Here is an 18,331-nt window from a genome sequence, read left to right as displayed (position 1 = left end):
AGGTCGTGAGTACCACCGGCTCAAGGGAAACTCCAAGTGATAACAAAGATCCTGATCGCCAACCGTGGTGAGATTGCCGTACGAATCGTGCGCGCCTGCGCCGAGATGGGCATCCGCTCGGTCGCGGTCTATTCCGACGCCGACCGTCATGCCTTGCACGTAAAGCGTGCGGACGAAGCCCACAGCATCGGTGCCGACCCGTTGGCCGGTTACCTGAACCCGCGCAAGCTGGTGAACCTGGCCGTGGAAACCGGTTGCGATGCGCTGCACCCCGGCTACGGTTTCCTCTCGGAAAACGCCGAGCTGGCGGACATCTGTGCAGAGCGCGGAATCAAATTCATTGGTCCATCGGCTGAAGTCATTCGCCGCATGGGCGACAAGACCGAAGCCCGCCGCAGCATGATCAAGGCCGGCGTGCCGGTTACTCCGGGCACCGAAGGCAACGTCGCGGACATCGCCGAGGCCCTGACCGAAGGCGACCGCATCGGTTACCCGGTAATGCTCAAGGCCACTTCCGGTGGTGGCGGCCGCGGCATTCGTCGCTGCAACAGCCGCGAAGAACTCGAACAGGCATTCCCTCGCGTGATCTCCGAAGCCACCAAGGCGTTCGGTTCGGCGGAAGTGTTCCTGGAAAAATGCATCGTCAATCCGAAGCACATCGAAGCGCAGATCCTTGGTGACAGCTTCGGCAACGTGGTGCACCTGTTCGAGCGTGATTGCTCGATCCAGCGCCGCAACCAGAAGCTCATCGAGATCGCTCCGAGCCCGCAACTGACGCCGGAACAGCGTGCCTATATCGGCGACCTGTCGGTGCGTGCGGCCAAAGCGGTGGGCTACGAGAACGCCGGCACCGTGGAGTTCCTGCTCGCCGAGGGCGAGGTGTACTTCATGGAGATGAACACTCGGGTGCAGGTGGAACACACCATCACCGAAGAGATCACCGGCATCGACATCGTGCGTGAGCAGATCCGCATTGCGTCCGGCCTGCCGCTTTCGGTGAAACAAGAAGACATCCAGCACCGCGGTTTCGCGCTGCAATTCCGGATCAACGCCGAAGACCCGAAAAACAACTTCCTGCCGAGCTTCGGCAAGATCACCCGTTACTACGCGCCCGGCGGTCCTGGTGTGCGTACCGATACGGCGATCTACACCGGCTACACCATTCCGCCGTACTACGACTCCATGTGTCTGAAACTGGTGGTATGGGCGCTGACCTGGGAAGAAGCGATGGACCGTGGCTTGCGCGCCCTCGACGACATGCGTCTGCAAGGGGTCAAGACCACCGCCGCGTACTACCAGGAAATCCTGCGTAATCCGGAATTCCGTAGCGGCCAGTTCAACACCAGCTTCGTTGAAGCCCACCCTGAACTGACCAACTACTCGATCAAGCGCAAACCCGAAGAGCTGGCCCTGGCCATCGCCGCCGCCATTGCCGCCCACGCAGGCCTGTGAGGAATAAAACAATGTCCAAGAAAATCCACGTTACCGACACAATCCTGCGCGACGCCCACCAATCGCTGCTCGCGACCCGCATGCGCACCGAAGACATGCTGCCGATCTGCGACAAGCTCGACAAAGTCGGCTACTGGTCGCTGGAATGCTGGGGCGGCGCAACCTTCGACGCCTGCGTACGCTTCCTGAAAGAAGACCCGTGGGAGCGTCTGCGCCAACTGCGCGCGGCGTTGCCTAACACGCGTCTGCAAATGCTCCTGCGTGGCCAGAACCTGCTGGGCTACCGCCATTACAGCGATGACGTGGTCAAAGCCTTCGTCGCCAAGGCAGCGGTCAATGGCATCGACGTGTTCCGCATCTTCGACGCCATGAACGACGTGCGTAACCTGCGCGTCGCCATCGAAGCCGTGAAAGCAGCGGGCAAACACGCCCAGGGCACCATCGCCTACACCACCAGCCCGGTGCACACCATCGACGCGTTCGTCGCGCAAGCCAAGCAAATGGAAGCCATGGGTTGCGACTCGGTGGCGATCAAGGACATGGCTGGTTTGCTGACTCCATACGCCACTGGCGAACTGGTCAGGGCATTGAAAGCCGAGCAGTCGCTGCCAGTGTTCATCCACTCGCATGACACGGCTGGTCTGGCCACGATGTGCCAACTCAAGGCTATCGAAAACGGCGCCGACCACATCGACACCGCGATCTCCAGCTTCGCCTCGGGCACCAGTCACCCGGGCACCGAGTCGATGGTCGCAGCCCTTAAAGGCAGCGAATTCGACACCGGCCTGAACCTGGAGCTGCTGCAAGAGATCGGCCTGTACTTCTACGCCGTGCGCAAAAAGTACCATCAGTTCGAAAGCGAGTTCACCGCTGTCGACACCCGCGTGCAAGTCAACCAGGTGCCGGGCGGCATGATCTCCAACCTGGCCAACCAGCTCAAAGAGCAGGGCGCGTTGAACCGCATGGCCGAAGTGCTGGCTGAAATCCCGCGCGTTCGCGAAGACCTCGGCTTCCCACCGCTGGTGACCCCGACCTCGCAGATCGTCGGCACCCAGGCGTTCTTCAACGTGCTGGCCGGCGAGCGCTACAAAACCATCACCAACGAAGTGAAACTCTACCTGCAGGGCGGCTACGGCAAAGCGCCGGGCATCGTGAACGAAAAACTGCGTCGCCAGGCGATCGGCAGCGAAGAAGTGATCGACGTTCGCCCGGCTGATCTGCTCAAGCCGGAAATGGCCAAGCTGCGTGCCGACATCGGTGCTGTGGCCAAGTCTGAAGAAGACGTGCTGACCTACGCGATGTTCCCGGACATCGGCCGCAAATTCCTCGAGGAACGTGCTGCCGGCACCCTGACTCCAGAAGTGTTGCTGCCGATTCCCGAGGCGGGCGGTGTGGCCTCTGCCGGTGGCGAAGGCGTGCCGACCGAGTTCGTCATCGACGTCCATGGCGAAACCTACCGCGTCGACATCACCGGCGTCGGCGTCAAGGCTGAAGGCAAGCGTCACTTCTACCTGTCCATCGACGGCATGCCGGAAGAAGTGGTGTTCGAACCGCTCAACGAATTCGTCGGCGGCGGCAGCAGCAAGCGCAAGCAAGCCTCTGCACCGGGCCACGTCAGCACCACCATGCCGGGCAACATCGTCGACGTGCTGGTCAAGGAAGGCGACACCGTCAAGGCTGGCCAGGCCGTGCTGATCACCGAAGCAATGAAGATGGAGACCGAAGTGCAGGCCGCCATCGCCGGCAAGGTCACCGCCATCCACGTGGCCAAGGGCGACCGAGTGAATCCGGGCGAAATCCTGATCGAGATCGAAGGCTGAGTTAACAGCTGAGATAACAACGCTTTAAACCTCGGGGGGGCATGTGCTCCCCTTTTTTTTGTGCGCAGAAAATCCAATGTGGGAGCGGCGGTGCGGCGATCCGACTTGCTCGCGAAAGCGGTGGTCCATCAGCATCAATGTTGGCTGACACTCCGCATTCGCGAGCAAGCCCGCTCCCACAGGTACAGCGGTGTGTCAGTGGTTGATCAGAACGCCAACTGCCACTGGCCCATGACGCCATGGCTGCGGCTATCGCTGCCCATTTCACCTGTAAGGCCTACGCCAAGCGTATTACGTGCGGAAAGCCTGAGATCCACACCCGCGCATCGACCCTCAACTTGTCCCGATCCAGCGGCGCACTGTAGACGCTGTAATCGTTGCCACCGGCGACAAGACGTTGCCTGGTTTCGGTGTAAACCTTGCCGTACGCGTGTTTCCAGCCAGCGCTAAAGCGCGGCGTCAGTTGCATACCGTTATTCAGCGTATTGAGCTTCGCCAGACGCAGGCCGAATGTGCTGCTGAAGTTTTCCTCGGATTGATCGTGGACTTTCAATGCTGCGTCGCCACCTTTTTCCGTGAAGCTGTCGCGCTGATAACGTTGGTATCCAAGACTGGCGAAGGGTTCGATGCTGACATTGGCGCGGCCCAGGTTGTAACCCACCTCCGCGAAGGCTTGCTGGGTACTGGCGTCGTAACGGCCTTTGGGACGATCCTTGAAACCATAAAACTCTACTCGGCGTGCGCTGCTTCCGTCGTGACTGTTGTGTGTCGCACCCAGGCGCAGTGACATTGGGCCTTCCTGGCGCAGGGCGTAAGCGCCCAAGTGCCAACTGTCCAGATTGCCGTCGAGTTCGCGGCTTTTCTGACTCGTACGGGATTGGCCGCCCATCACTCCCAGACGCCACTGCTCATCGAGCCGCCAATCGGCGCCCACCAACAAGCCTTGGGTGGAATGTTGCAAGGGGTCATATTCGCGACTCAGTTTCCCGCTATGTCCAAGTGCCTGCAGCCAGATTCTGCCTGCGGCATCACTGCCCGCCGCGAGACGAGGTGCGCCGTTTTGATTATTTGAAACTCGGGTGCTATCGAGCTGGCGCATGGCCGAGAGTAATGTGGCGCCTATCGGGCCGTCACTGTTCAAGGTCGCCTTGCCCAGGTTGCCGTTGCTGTCGCCGGCGAGAATTTCGAGGGCCTGGGCGATGGTCTCGGTGTCGGAACGGAGCAAAGCGTTGATGGCGGCGTTTTCGCTGGTGGTCGATGCGGCCAATTCTTCATTGGCGCGGGCGAACTCCCCGCTGTTTTTGCCCGCAGTAAGCTCCTCTAGAGAGGCCTCGCTTCGTTTGTATTTCAGTTCTACGTTTCTTCCGTCACTCTCCGACGTGAAATCAATGAGCGGGAGATCGTCGAGTACCTCACGGAATTTTCCGTCAATCCGTTCGGCCGCGATGATGATGTGATGGCCGTCGCGTAATTCTTTGCCCGCTAATGCGCTGACTTCCAGCGTCGCACTATTAAGGTAGGCGGTGCCATCCACTTTAATGGTCTCGCCCGGGCCATCTGGATTGACCTCGTAAGCGAGAACGCCAGGGCTGGAAAACCTCATATCGCCCTTTACCGTTGGTGCTCCCTCCGCGCGATTGACGACAAGCTTGCCGTGCACGTTCAGCGAGCCCACTGTTCCCTTGCCACTGAATGTGCCCGCTTCATCCACGAAAATATGGCCGCCAATCGAGCCGCTGTTGATCAACGTACCTTGCGTGATCGCTCCGCCATTGATGTGCCCATCATTGACAAGCGTTGCATTGGAACGAACGACCACGCCGTCGTCAAAATCGCCGGCACCACTTGCCGTCCAACGACCTTGTTTAACTTCCAGCATGCGGAAATTCCGGGTATCTGCGAGTGAGCCCCCGATCGCGGCGTTGAGCTGCAAGACGTTCATGCCCTCGCCACCATCCGCCAACTTTCTTGAAACCCCTTTATTTATCACCGAAACCAAATCATCGCGTTCGTCCAGCTTCAGAGCTGTCCACTCTGAAGCTTTACTGATGGCAGTTAAGTGGATGTCGGTGTGGCTGATGAAAGCGTCGAGTCGGGAGATCAGCTCGTCCGGTGCTACAAGGGGAGACGGCGATGCATCGGCAAGCGTTTCGGCAAGTGAAGCCTCAGCGCAGCCCACGGCAAGCGCTATCGCCAAGGCGAGATGTTTCAGTCGGTATGTGTGTTGAACGGGCATCGAGTTCGGCCTCTTTTGACAGGAGGCCAAACTCTAAAAGGCGGCTGATTTTGCGGATGTCAGCCGGGTCCGGCGCGCAGCGCAGGTAGCGTCGGATTGTCATTCGGAAAAAGCGCGGGCTGTAATGCAACGATGGTTTCTGCCGATGCCCCAGCTCAGCTTTTACCTACAAATCATCTTGCAATGAGCACTTTTCATACAGCAAAAAACTTATTTGCCACATCCCAATCGAATCTCAAGTGCATTTTAATGCGTAGATAAGGCGTGTGAAGTGCCAATAACTGCACTATATTGCATCTGGTAAGCCATTAATGGACGTTTGAACGCATTAAATTGCAGGTGATGTTATGTACGCACTGACGTTGCAGGTATACGCCATGGGTCACTGGCTAGACGCGATGACGCTAGTGTTTACCGAGCCGGAAAAGGGTTTCGAAGGTCCGTGCCGATTCGCTTACAAAACCGACTACGTGACGAACAATCTCGAGTCCATGGCATCGCCTTTTTCTAAAGCGGTCAGCGCCAGGCTGGCGTTGGATTGGGACAGTTTTTCGTTGAAAAAGGCACCTGCTTTACTGCTCGATATCGCCCCGGCCGGAGCCGCCAAACGCTTTCTCATGGGACGTGTCGGCCAAGACAAGCCTGACGGTATCAGCGCTGATTTGTTTCTATTGGGGCGCAGCACTCCGGCACCTATCGGCCACATGCGTATCAAGGAGTCTGCTGAGTTTGCAGACGACAGGCCCGCCATAGGTTTTCGTCGTGCGGAAGTGATCGCACGCGACAACACTTTTCTGGAGTACGCCTATGAGCAGGGTGCAGCCATCGGCGGCGCGACGGGTGCGGGCGGCGAAGCCCCGAAGCTTCTGATGTCAGAAGGTAGGAACGGCCTGCTATATCCGGATGCTGTGTTGAGCGACGATCAAGTCGTGCAGCATTGGTTTGTGAAGTTTGCTCGCAACAAAGCGGCCCAAAATGATCAGGTCATTCTCAGAAGCGAGTTTCACTACTACAAGGCTTTGAATGTTCTGGGCATCGATACGATCGAAGCAGAGGGGCTGGCGCTGGAGGAGGCGACTAAACCCAGTCTCTGGATGAAGCGCTTTGACCGTAAAGTGACCGCTCAAGGGGTTGAGCGGTCGGCGGTTGAATCCATCTACTCGCTGGCCGGTGTGACAGTGCCTGGCAGCTATATGAATCATCTTGAGGTGATCCAGCTGCTTGCTGGACTGTGGACTCAAGCGGGACAAGCCCACCTGGTTCCTGAACTGGTGTCCGATTATCTGCGCCGCGATTTGATCAATAAAATTCTGGGCAACTCGGACAATCATGGACGCAACACATCAATTGTTCGTGGTCCAGACTTCTTCCGCCTCGCTCCGATCTACGACCTGGCGCCCATGGTGATGGACGACGAAGGCGTTACGCGCACCACTAAATGGCCCAAAGATCTGGAAGTGGCCGGCGAGGTCAAGTGGCGAGAAGTGTGTAATGCATTGGCAGTTATCGGCGACGCCGAGGCGCTGTTCGAAAGATTGCGAGAGGACGCCGATCACTTGTTGGCTTTGCCGGACATTCTCACCGCCAGCGGTCTTCCCGAAGCCACGATGAATCATCCGGGGATTGCGCTGAGAAACCTTGAGCAACGGTTGAAAAACTGGGGACTGAAATGACCCTCTCCATTGATGTTCGGGCGCTTTTGATCGAAAGCATTCAACAGGGGCTGGTTGAAGGGACTATTGAAATAGGCGAAGCGGTCCGCCGATTACGCGTGGAGGTCACCGGCCTGCACCAAACCCAATTCGCGAAGATGTGCAAAATTTCGGTACGTACGCTGGTGCACATTGAGCATGGGGAAGGGAATCAGACACTTAAGTCGCTGAATGCGGTATTCCGGCCGTTTGGATTGAAGATGGGCGTAGTGCGGATTCGACGTGATATCAGTTGAACCGCGGTTGCCTGGAAAGCACGCGGTCCAGCCATGTGGGCGGGTGCTGCGGGATTGGGCCGGAGCATATTGCTGTGCTGGCCAAGAATTTAGCGTAAAGCCATTCGCGAGCAGGCTCGCTCCCACATGGGGTATGCGTTGATCACAAAACTGTGGTCAGCCGCAATCCGTGTGGGAGCGGGCTTGCTCGCGAAGGCGTCCGTTCAGGCGCTGAAGATCACCCGCGACACTCCACCAACGTCTTCACCTGCCCCGACCCCACCTGATTCTCATCGCTCAACCACCGCTCAAAACCAGCCCCAACCACCGGCCATTCCGAATCCAGAATCGAATACCACGCCGTGTCCCGGTTCTGCCCCTTCACCACCATGTGCTGACGGAACACCCCTTCAAAACTGAACCCCAACCGCTCCGCCGCGTACTTGGAGCGGGCGTTGCCGTTGTTGCATTTCCATTCCAGGCGTCGGTAACCCAGGGCGAACGACTCTTTGGCCAACAGGTAAACCGCTTCGGTACTTTTTGGCGAACGCTGCATCGGCGCGCCGAAGGTGACGTGGCCGATTTCGATACGGCCTTGGGACGGGACGATCGACATCAAGCTGAGAATGCCTTGCACGTCACCGCTCGCACGGTCGATCACGCTGAAGAAATACGGATCGCTGTTGGCGGCATGGTTGTTCAGCCAATCATTGAAAGCGCTGCGCTCAGGGAAAGGACCGTAAGGCAAATAGTCCCAGAGCTTCGGGTCGGCGCCGGGGCCTTGCAGGGCTTTGAACAAACCGTCGCCATGACGTGCCGGATCGAGTTTTTCCAGGCGGATGAAACGCCCTTCGATGGTTTGAACCGTTGGCGCCGAGACGCCTTTCCAGTTCGCGAGTGAAGTCGACATGCTGTTCTCCTTGAACCTTAAAGGGCTTTGCGAAACTGGATGAAACCCGGTCGTTCGGCGATGCGCTCGTAGAGCTGGATCGCGGTGGCATTGGTTTCGTGGGTCAACCAATGGACTTTGCAGCAGCCATCGGCTTTGGCGGTGGTGTAGACGAATTCGATCAGCCGCCGACCGACGCCGGTGCCACGGGTCTCGGGCGTCACCAGCAAGTCTTGCAGGTAGCAGGAGTTTTCGATGCTCCAGTTTGAGCGATGGTAGATGAAGTTCACCATGCCGACTGCTTTGCCATCGACCCAGGCCAATGCCGAATGAGTCGGTTCATTCGAGTCGAGCATGCGTTGCCATGTGCTGCCAGTGACCGCCTCAGGCAGTTCGGTGTTGTAAAAACACAGATAGGCTTGCCACAACGGCAGCCACGCGGCGTGATCGTCGGCAGTGACCTGGCGGATTTCAATCTGACTCATGTTCGTTCCTTAACGCATCAAGTGGGCGAGGGCCTGATCATGCGCATCGGGGCTCGCGGCAAGCCCCTCGCGCACACCGGCAATGTCTGCCGCGCTGCGGTTCTGGCTGAGTTTGCGTTTGCCTTCCAGACGCTGGATTGGCAGCGCAAACCCGACGATGGCCTTGAGCATGCCGTCGATGTAGTCAGCAGGAGCGTCGGCGACTGTCCATGGTTGAGCGCGGCCGGCTTCATGACGATCGGTCAAAGCGCTGACCAGGTTGAGCAGGCGATCGGCATCGGTGAACACTTCAGCCGTGCCGTAAGCGTGCACCGCGATGTAATTCCAGGTCGGTACCACTTTGCCGTGCTCGGCTTTGCTCGGATAAAAAACCGGGCTGACATAAGCGTCGGCACCGGCAAAAATCACCAGCGCTTCAGCGCCATTCTGCAATTCTTTCCACTGTGGATTGGCTCGGGCGAAGTGGCCGTAGAGGGTGCCATTCGCACCCTGGTCCGGGCGAAATAACAGCGGCAGATGACTGGCTTGCAGGCCTTGCTCGCCGTGGGTGACCACCACGGCGAGGCGGGTGCCGAGTATCTGCTGCTGCAGTTCGTCCAAATCTTTGATGGCAAAGCTGCTGGGGTTGTACATAGAAAAATTCCTTGGCGAATGCCTTCATCCTAGGCAGGCTATTGGTCTGTTGTAAGAGCCATTACTGGCCAAATTCATAGGTCCATTACCATGACGGATGCGCCGCTTTCCTTGTCGTTCAACCCTGCGGGTATCGAACTTGATCGCCGTCAGGGCCTGAGTCGTCAGCTCTACCAGGCCTTGCGCTTGCGTGTGCTCGACGGACGACTGGCCAGCGGCACGCGATTGCCGGCCAGCCGCGATCTGGCGTCAGCACTGGCGATTTCCCGCAACAGCGTGGTGCGGGCTTACGATCAGCTCTATGCAGAAGGGTTTATCGAAGGGCGCGTCGGTGACGGGACGTATGTCGCGAAATTACCGCAAAGCGCGCTCCTCGCCAAAAAACTATCCACAAAAGTATCCACAGGGTTGTCAACAGGGTTACCCACAGCCTTATCCACAAATTGGCTGGATTTGCCTGTGGTTTCATCCAGTAAAGTTATCCACAGCGGCGCATTGGAGCGGGTCGAAAAGAACCATTTGGCGACGCCTCCGAGCGGTCCTCCCCGCGCTTTTCGCGTCGGCGTTCCGGCGTTCGATCTGTTTCCCTTTGAGGTTTGGGCCAAGCTTAATGCGGCTTTTTGGCGCAAACCGGATTTACAGCAGTTGTGTTACGGCGATCCGGCGGGCGACGTGCGTTTGCGTGGGCTGATCGCCGCCTATTTGCGCAGTTCGCGAGGCATGCAATGCACCGCTGAACAAATAGTGATCACCAGTGGCGCGCAGCAGGGAATCAGCCTTTGTGCACAGCTGCTGGTGGAGCCGGGCGATGGGGTGGCGGTTGAGAATCCAGGCTATCGGGCGGCGGGTCATGCGTTCGCGGTCGCGGGTGCCCGATTGCATGGCGTCGCGGTGGACAGTGAGGGCATCGACTGTTCCGGATTGGCCGCGCTCGGCGATTGCCGTCTCGCGTATGTCACGCCGTCACATCAGTACCCGACCGGGGTGGTCATGAGCCTGGCGCGGCGTCTTGAATTACTCGCCTGGGCGGAGCGCACCCAAGGCTGGATCGTCGAGGATGACTACGATGGCGAATACCGTTACAGCGGTGCGCCATTGGCGCCGTTGGCGGCGCTCGATCGGCAGGGACGGGTTTTATACGTCGGGACCTTTGGCAAAGTCGCTTTCCCGGCGCTGCGTCTGGGTTATCTGGTGTTGCCACCCACGTTGGTGCAGGCGTTCTCTCAGCGCCGAGCGGTGGACGTCCGGCATTCCGAGGTCAGCACTCAAGTGGTGATGGCCGAATTCATGTCCGCTGGACACTTTCAGCGGCACATTCGTCGAATGCGCCGGGCGGCATTGGTTCGACGCGATGCGCTCCTGGCAGGATGGCCGACGAACATTCCAGGCCTTGGGGCCATGCCGGCCGTAGTGGCCGGGTTGCACGTGGCGGTCCCTGTCGACAGTGTCGAACGCGAACAACAACTGATCCTGCAAGCGCTCGGTGCCGGCATCGAGGTCAATGGCTTGAGCACCTATTGGTTGCCCGATACGGCACCGCACCAAGTGCGAGCAGGCCTGGTTCTGGGATTTGCGGCGGTCCCGCCAGCGAAGATCGATGCCGCGCTCGAGCAGTTGAAAAGGGTATGGACGTAATGGCCTGCGTTCAAGGCCGGAGCGTCACGGACGCCCCGGCTTGCAGACTCACTATGGACGAGATGGGAAGAACAGTTCTTTAGCCTGATCGACAGCGATTTCGCTGCGATAGAAATCAATCAACTGATGTTCGTTCAGTGCGGCAGGGTCATCGACCCTGTCCCCGGATTTAATCTGTTCGGGTGTTCTCAAACGGGCGGACAGGTAAGCGTGATCAGCTCTCCAACTGGTCGGATAATGAAAATCCGCATACCACAGCACTGTTTTCTTGTTCGCCAGATCATGAATCTCATACCGATCCAAAAAGTCGTCGGTCGAGTCCTTGACCTTGCGGCGTTTCAGCGTTTTTTTGATAGAGATATGATTTCTGCTCTTGAGCCATTCGATGCTTTCTACGGTGGGTGGCCTTTTCTTGATCATGCCAAGCATGGTGTCGGTGGCCGACTGTTGAAGTGTTTTCGCGGCATTGCTCAGTTGGGTGCTCAGGGAGGTGGCCAAACGCTCTTCTCCCGGCGTGCTGGTCGTCTGACGGGATGCTTTGGTGATCTCACTACTGATATGCGTCAGCCTTCTGGCATGTTGGCGCATCAGCAGCTCAATACCGGTGGGTGTCCGGTCAGGGTTTTGCACGAGCTGCGTGACATGTTCATTGAACGCAGTCAGGCCTTCGATCAACGCGTTGCCCGTCGTCATACTCGAAGACAGTGTCGGTACTATTTTTGAAAGGACGGTGCTCCTTTCGTTGGGGGCCCACGTACCGTTTTCCTTGCGATGGAACGAGACAATGAGCTTATCCGAGTAAGGCCGTTTCAGATCGACGCGGTCGGTTTCCTCGCCGGTGTCGGACAAGCGCGGCTCACCGCTGATGACGCCCCAATGAAGTGCCCGAATGATTTTTCGCTGGGGAAGCGGGCGAGGTTCATAAGGTGGGCTTTTCAGCCTTAACGCATCTCTTTCATCGACAGCGAGTATCAGATGTTTCACTGCGCGCTTTTTGAAGTCGCCGATCTTGCTGCGCAGTCGGGTCAGGTGATCCGGGCGGACGTTGGTTTTGTACTCACGCTCAAAGTCTGTCAGGCGTTCGTTGAGGACTGTGAACTGTTCGGTCAGGCTGCTCAGTGATTCGATCTGTTCGTCCAGGCGTACCACACTGCGTTCATTGATGGCGTCGCGCAGGCTCTGAAAAGCGACAGCGGCAATGTCCATCAGCTGATTGAGCGTGGTCCATCCTTCAGGCACGGTCTGGAGGGTGTCCAACGACAGGCAAAGGTGGCGATACATATCCAGCTGAGTAAGTCGAAGGTCGTCGCTTTGATACGCCGGCAGCTTTCCACGTGCTTCCCGGGTCAGTTCCAGCCCTTCCGGTCCCAGCGTCTTGAGCGCGGTAAAACGCGTGTGCATATAGTCCAGGCGCTCGATCATTTCCTCACTCATCGTGATCATTTGCTCGGCGTCGTCAACGTGTTGTTGCTCGACGGTGTCGACTGTCTGCTCGATTTGCTCCAGGGATTTGTTAAGGGCTGAAGTGAACGAAGGAATCCTTTCGCTGAGGTCGGCAAGGGTGAAATCCATTTGTGCCTTGAGATAGCCCAGCTTGCATTGTCCGAAGTCGGGTACCGGACCGACTTCGGACCATTTGATCAGCGTCTCCAGCGCCTCGTCGTAACTTTTTCGCTGTGAGCTCAACGTCTGTTGGAAAAGTTTGCGCTTGGCCTCCTTGGACGTGCTGGGCGCCTCTGTCATCTCCTTGTAGGCCTTTTGCAGCGCTTTCTGTTTTTCGGATTTGAGCAGTTCAAACGCGATCAACTCATCGCGCAGTGATGCAGTGCTTGAATCTGACTCAACCTGAACCTTTTGCCTCGAGCTTTTGATTCCACCACCGCGAAGGCGCAGACGAAGATCGACATACCAGGTGCCGGCAACGTTACCGATCAAGGGAAGGTCGGAACTTATGGACTTCTCCGTATTGAAAATAAATACGTCGTCACCCGCCACCGAGACGTTGAACCACTTGTTGGCAACTTCGGCATACCACTGCGTTCCTTGTTGGTAGAGGCCCTTGCGCGCACCTTCGGCGATGGGCTTTCCCAATCCATCGGGCTTATCGACGCTCAGTGTGGCCAATAGAGAGCCCAGGCTTTGGCGAGCGCTTGCCAGGGCTGCAACCGTGCGCATGGGTTGGTGTTGATCGGAGGCGCGTTCTGCCGTGCTGAGCGGGGGAAGCTTTTTGATGCTTGGTTTTGGCGGTGTTTGCGTCACCTGCGATTTGGGCGCATTGGCTCTACGGGAGCTTCCGGATTGTTGATGACGACTGATGGCGTGCGAGGTGATTGCCATTCCGAGGTTCAACAGCAGATCGACGAAGGCAGACCATTTTGTCTCGCTATCGGATTTTTGATCATCCGTCGCAATCTGTTCCAGATCATCCATGACCTGCCATATCCACATTGCAATCCCTGCCGTGCGTCCCAGAAAAGGCAAGGCTGCGCTCAGGATCAACCATCCTGCATGTTTCAACGTTTCCCAGCGACTTTCACTGTTCGACACCGATTGAGAATTGGCGAGTGTTACCAAAGCGTCAGCGTTGGCCTTGAATAAAGCGGCAAGGAAATCACCCTCGACGGTTTCGCGCCCCAGTTTGATGGGGCCGCTCATTTTCAGCGTTTTCACGGTATCCGTCAGGTATTCCACCACGGCCCAAGGGGAGGGGATCGGGCCGGGAAAGGCAAGGCGGGCGTAATCCTCGCGCACGCCATCCGGCAGCCACGTCAATACGGACGTACGCAGTGAGGGCGTTTGTCGAATGGCATACAGCAGTTGATCAGGTGATGTGTATTGAGACAGCGGGTGGTCAGACAGGGGTCGATAGAGCAGGCACGGGCCGGCGGCCGGATCTTCGGGACCGATCACGAACATATTGCTGACGACATCCGCTGAGTCGGTCAATTGAAGTTCGGGTATGAAGGCCAGCTTGCGAAGAACAATGGTTTGCCCGTCCACTTTGCGGTCCGCTGATTCAGGCTCCATCAGCGCGGCAACATAGCGATAACCCTGCTGGTCTATACCGTCCTGTTTGCGGATATTGCACTGCAAGGCCAGCAGCGGTAATTGAAGACGTAATTGACTGGTATACAGCAGGCTTCGGCGGTTCGACTCCGCAGCGTCATCAATCAACTTGTCTTTGATCAGTTGTGGGTAGGTGCGGCCGATGTCCACCGTGGTAACGAGTGTTTCGATGTATTCGACTGTCATCCACGCCGGCAAGGGGCTGTGAGACTGCAGCGTTTTGATGCCTGAAGGCACGGCGATCAGGTTCTGGAGCGCCAGTTCCACCAGACTGAATTGAGTGGTGTCGACTTTTCCGGGAACGACAAACAACCCCCAGACGACCGGACTCTTGATCTGAATACGGATGTCTTCAAGATTGAGATTCGACGCTTCGGGGTGGTCCTTCAACACCTGTGTTCGCAGAGCATTCAATGCGTAGTCTGCGATGGGTGCAATGTCATCCTGATAGGTCTTTCCGGCATGGGAACTGACCAGCGCCGACAAATCCTTCATGTAGCGGGCATACAACGTCTGGTCGGTGGGTGACGCTGATTTGAGCCAGTCGGGAATCGCTTGCTGGAACCAGGATTGGCCAGGCGTATTCCCGGGTGTCAACCCGCCGGTACCGGGTGTGTTATTCACCGGCTGGTCGGAATCGTCAGCTGTGGAAAGCTTTGAAAAGTCGAGGGCGCCGATGGCGTCGACTTGCATGGCAATCAGCGAGCACGCCTGATGATCGAAAATGTTGCCCTCGGGTTCGTACAACCGCCACTCGATGGCTTTGCGCCCGGATGAAGCGTTCAGGTGATTTGGAATCGCTTCGCCCAACGCATCCTGTGAATCGAATTTTTCATAACCGTTGAGCAGGGAATACGCGAGGATGACTTCGCTGTCATCAACCTTGCCGATGAGCACAACGGTCGCGGTTTCATTCAAGTTCTTCACTTCGGTGCCATCGACCTGGTCTACGTGAATCAGGTAAGCCCGGGGCGCGTCTTTGTCGCTTGAAGGGTTGCTCTGGCGTTCAGGGCTCTGGAAAAGCTGCCTGGCCAAGGCGCACTCCTTTGCGCTCCAGCCTGTGGATTCATCGGCGTCCCATGCGTTTTGCATCGTTTTCGACAGATCGCGCCAGCGGGGTTCTGACGTGGTGCCGGTGGTGCTCCAGAACGCCAGCAATTGTTCCTGGAAGGCAATGGTCATGACCTTTGCCAGTTCATTGAGCAAGCGCCCGATCTTGTCGATCTGCACCGGCAAATGAACGACAGGTATGGCCACTGGCTGCCGGGTGAGAAAATGCAAGCCTTCAACGAATACCGTTGCCTCTTCTCCGACAGCCAGGCCAATCAGCGTATCGGTGAGTGATCGATAGCGGGTAGGGCGGACAACGATTTCATCGTCGAGAATGTCCCATGCCGGCTCGCCGACCATTGCATTATCCGGATCGATGTCCAGCGCCGGGTAAAGGTTTTTCAGGGCGTCTCGAAGCAGTACCGCAGCGACTTCGGCAAAGGTCGGCCCTACGCTCAGTTGTGTGATCGGAGTGTCGATGGGCTGGAGGGAGCGTGCTGGAGCAGAGGATGGTGGAGGAAGTGTCATCAGAATTCCTGTCTGGTCGGTCATGGTCTTTGAGGGCCTAAGCCTCGGAATGACCATGCTAGGGAGCGGCGAGACAGGGTTGGCGGTAATTATTTATGCTGATCAGTTAGGAGAAAGCTGACTTTTGTAGGAGCGAGCTTGCTCGCGAAAAACCCAAGGGCGTCGCGGGGCATCTGGTTTTACGCGTTATCGTTGGCGTCCATCGTCGGAACGCCGCCCGGAGCAAGCTCGCTCCTACAAATTGACAGTCTCAGGTACCGGACTTGATCTTGGTCCAGGCCCGGGTCCGCGCACGTTCAGCATCGCGCGGCAACGGTTGCAGGGTGTAGAGCGTGCCCATCGCCCCCTCGGTCGGGTACAGGTTCGGGTTGTTGCGGATCGCCGGATCGACCATTTCCGTGGCGTCCTTGTTCGGGTTCGGGTAGCCGACGAAGTCGCTGACCGGCGCGATCACTTGAGGTTGCAGCAAGTAGTTGATGAAGGTGTAGGCGTCTTCCGTGTTCTTCGCGCCCTTCGGAATGGCGAGCATGTCGAACCAGATTGGCGCGCCTTCCTTGGGCAGGCGCATGTCGACGATCACACCGTTCTTGGCTTCCTTGGCGCGGTTGGCGGCCTGGGAGAAGCTGCCGGAGTAACCGACGGCGACGCAGATGTCACCGTTGGCGATGTCGGCCATGTACTTGGACGAGTGGAAGTAGGTGACGTACGGGCGGATTTTCATCAACAGCGCTTCAGCCTTTTCATAGTCCGCCGGCTTCTTGCTGTTCGGGTCCAGGCCAAGGTGTTGCAGGGCCAGCGGCAGGATCTCCGACGGCGAGTCGAGCAGGGCAACGCCGCACTGCTTGAGCTTGCTGATGTTCTCTTCCTTGAAGATCAGGTCCCAGCTGTCCACCGGCGCATTGTCGCCCAGCGCGGCTTTGACCTTGTCCGGGTTGAAGCCGATCAGGATCGTGCCGTACATGTAGGGCACGGCGAATTTATTGCCGGGATCGTTGGCTTCGATTAGCTTCATCAGCTTCGGATCGAGGTGGTTCCAGTTCGGCAGTTTGCTGCGGTCCAGCGGCTGGAAAACACCCGCCTCGATCTGCTTGGCGAGGAACACGTTGGACGGCACCACCACGTCGTATCCGGAGTTGCCGGTCAGCAGTTTGGCTTCCAGCGCTTCGTTGGTGTCGAAGATGTCGTAGACCAGTTTGGTCTGGGCGTTCTGCGCCTTGAAGTCTTCCAGCGCTTTGGGGGTGATGTAGTCGAACCAGTTGTAGACGCGCAACGTTCGCTCTTCAGCGTGAGCGGCCGCACTGAGCACCGTGGCGCATAGCGCGGGCGCGATAAGACGCTTGAGTCTGTTCATTGTTGTTGTTTCCTCATTGAGCGCTTTCAAAACCTTCAAGCACGTTCACGGCGTTGATGCCGATTTCTTCCACCGCGTAGCCGCCTTCCATCACGAACAGCGTCGGCACGCCGAGCCTGGCGATGCGCTCGCCCATTGCCAGGTAATCCGGGCTGTCGAGCTTGAACTGCGAGATGGGATCGTCCTTGAACGTATCGACGCCCAGGGAAACCACGACGATGTCGGCACCGTAGCTTTCGATTTCTTTGCAGGCTTGTTCCAGCGCTGCACTCCAGGTGTCCCAGCCGCTGCCGGCGGGCAACGGGTAATTGAAGTTGAAGCCTTCGCCGGCACCTTCGCCGAGTTCATCTTCATAGCCGAGGAAGAACGGAAACTCCGCTTCCGGATGGCCGTGGATCGAGGTGAAGAGCACGTCGCTGCGTTCGTAGAAAATCGATTGCGTGCCGTTGCCGTGGTGGTAATCGACGTCGAGGATTGCGACTTTCTTGTGGCCCTGATCGAGGAAAGCCTGAGCGGCGATGGCGGCGTTGTTGAGGTAGCAATAACCCCCCATCAAGTCGCTGGCGGCGTGGTGTCCCGGTGGACGGCACAACGCGAAGGCACTGCGGGCGCCGCGCTGGATTTCCGCTTGAGCGGTCAACGCCACTTGCGCCGCGCTGTAGGCCGCTTGCCAGGTGCCGGCCGTGATCGGGGCGCCGCCGTCGAAGCTGTAATAACCGAGCTCGCCGTGCAGGCTGGTGGGCTTGATACGGCGCAAGGTGCGCGCCGGCCAGGTGTAGGGCAGCAAGTCGCCGTCGGTGTAGCACTCGGTCCAACGGGCCCAGGCGCCTTTGAAGAAGTCGAGGTAGTCGCGGCTGTGGATACGCCCGATCGGGTCGAGGCCGAAATCCTTCGGCGCTTCAACGGGGCCGAGGTTCTGGTATTGCACCCGTGCCAGCACATGGTCGGCGCGCGAAGGCATTTCGAAGCAGGGCTTGAGTTGCCCGTCTATCAATTCACAACGGCCGTGGTGCAGGTGGTGATCGTCCGAGTAGATCGTCAGCATTTCTTGTTCTCCGCAGGCTGATTCGGTTGGCTACAGTCTTGCGGCGGGCGGCGATTTGGAGAACGGCAGGAAAGGCCAAAAGGGGATTAATGTGGCCAAAATACTTGACCGAAATTCGCCCCTCTGCGGCACGGTATTTAGCTCGGGGCGTGAGCCATTCCGCGACGCCGTTGGTGTTCCGTAGGCCGTCTTCGCGAGCAAGCCCGCTCCCACA

General features: G+C 57.9%; 11 protein-coding genes and 2 pseudogenes. 6 read left to right on the top strand and 7 right to left on the bottom strand.

The genetic code is table 11. The features are described from left to right. Positions 1-36 precede the first annotated feature (36 nt). Entirely contained in the window at positions 37-1,452 is a 1,416-nt protein-coding gene (locus ACA073_RS26160) for an acetyl-CoA carboxylase biotin carboxylase subunit (protein WP_497400582.1), read from the top strand. Between the two features lie 11 nt (positions 1,453-1,463). Next, positions 1,464-3,272, top strand: coding sequence for a sodium-extruding oxaloacetate decarboxylase subunit alpha (oadA, locus tag ACA073_RS26155; RefSeq protein WP_497400580.1), 1,809 nt, complete (start codon positions 1,464-1,466; stop codon positions 3,270-3,272). Between the two features lie 206 nt (positions 3,273-3,478). On the opposite strand, the pseudogene ACA073_RS26150 reads toward oadA, so the two are convergent. Further along, positions 3,479-5,508 (bottom strand): annotated as a pseudogene (locus ACA073_RS26150) (autotransporter outer membrane beta-barrel domain-containing protein). A gap of 347 nt (positions 5,509-5,855) precedes the next feature. On the opposite strand from ACA073_RS26150, the gene ACA073_RS26145 reads away from it, so the two are divergent. From ACA073_RS26145 to ACA073_RS26135, 3 genes and pseudogenes are all read left to right on the top strand, one after another. Next, a complete protein-coding gene (locus tag ACA073_RS26145) occupies positions 5,856-7,181 on the top strand; it encodes a HipA domain-containing protein (protein ID WP_497400578.1) in 1,326 nt (441 codons plus the stop codon). Further along, a complete protein-coding gene (locus tag ACA073_RS26140) occupies positions 7,178-7,456 on the top strand; it encodes a helix-turn-helix domain-containing protein (protein WP_497400576.1) in 279 nt (92 codons plus the stop codon). Before ACA073_RS26145 ends, ACA073_RS26140 begins: the two co-directional genes overlap by 4 nt. Positions 7,457-7,459: 3 nt before the next feature. Continuing rightward, a pseudogene (locus ACA073_RS26135) lies at positions 7,460-7,554 on the top strand (homocysteine S-methyltransferase family protein); the annotation flags it as partial. 119 nt (positions 7,555-7,673) lie between these two features. Here ACA073_RS26135 and ACA073_RS26130 read toward each other — a convergent pair. The 3 genes from ACA073_RS26130 to ACA073_RS26120 are packed head-to-tail and all read right to left on the bottom strand — an operon-like array spanning position 7,674 to position 9,442. Beyond that, on the bottom strand, positions 7,674-8,345 hold the full coding sequence (locus ACA073_RS26130; RefSeq protein ID WP_497400574.1) for a GNAT family N-acetyltransferase: 672 nt from the start codon (positions 8,343-8,345) through the stop codon (positions 7,674-7,676). A gap of 17 nt (positions 8,346-8,362) precedes the next feature. Next, positions 8,363-8,809: a GNAT family N-acetyltransferase gene (locus ACA073_RS26125; RefSeq protein WP_497400572.1), complete on the bottom strand. Its 447-nt coding sequence runs from the start codon at positions 8,807-8,809 to the stop codon at positions 8,363-8,365. A 9-nt stretch (positions 8,810-8,818) separates the two neighbouring features. Beyond that, positions 8,819-9,442: an FMN-binding negative transcriptional regulator gene (locus ACA073_RS26120; protein ID WP_497400570.1), complete on the bottom strand. Its 624-nt coding sequence runs from the start codon at positions 9,440-9,442 to the stop codon at positions 8,819-8,821. 90 nt (positions 9,443-9,532) lie between these two features. Between ACA073_RS26120 and pdxR the strand changes: the two genes are divergently transcribed. Beyond that, positions 9,533-11,077: a MocR-like pyridoxine biosynthesis transcription factor PdxR gene (gene pdxR / locus ACA073_RS26115; protein WP_497400568.1), complete on the top strand. Its 1,545-nt coding sequence runs from the start codon at positions 9,533-9,535 to the stop codon at positions 11,075-11,077. A gap of 51 nt (positions 11,078-11,128) precedes the next feature. Here the strand turns inward: pdxR and ACA073_RS26110 are convergent, their stop codons facing one another. The 3 genes from ACA073_RS26110 to ACA073_RS26100 form a co-directional block, all read right to left on the bottom strand. Then, positions 11,129-15,745, bottom strand: coding sequence for a dermonecrotic toxin domain-containing protein (locus ACA073_RS26110; RefSeq protein WP_497400566.1), 4,617 nt, complete (start codon positions 15,743-15,745; stop codon positions 11,129-11,131). Positions 15,746-15,971: 226 nt separating this feature from the next. Then, positions 15,972-17,072, bottom strand: coding sequence for a polyamine ABC transporter substrate-binding protein (locus ACA073_RS26105; protein WP_497400564.1), 1,101 nt, complete (start codon positions 17,070-17,072; stop codon positions 15,972-15,974). A gap of 13 nt (positions 17,073-17,085) precedes the next feature. Continuing rightward, complete coding sequence (locus tag ACA073_RS26100) at positions 17,086-18,117, bottom strand: histone deacetylase family protein (RefSeq protein WP_497400562.1); 1,032 nt, start codon at positions 18,115-18,117, stop codon at positions 17,086-17,088. Positions 18,118-18,331: the final 214 nt, after the last annotated feature.

The sequence above is a fragment of the Pseudomonas sp. LBUM1670 genome (assembly GCF_059695695.1).
This window is presented reverse-complemented; position numbering and strand designations above follow the sequence as displayed.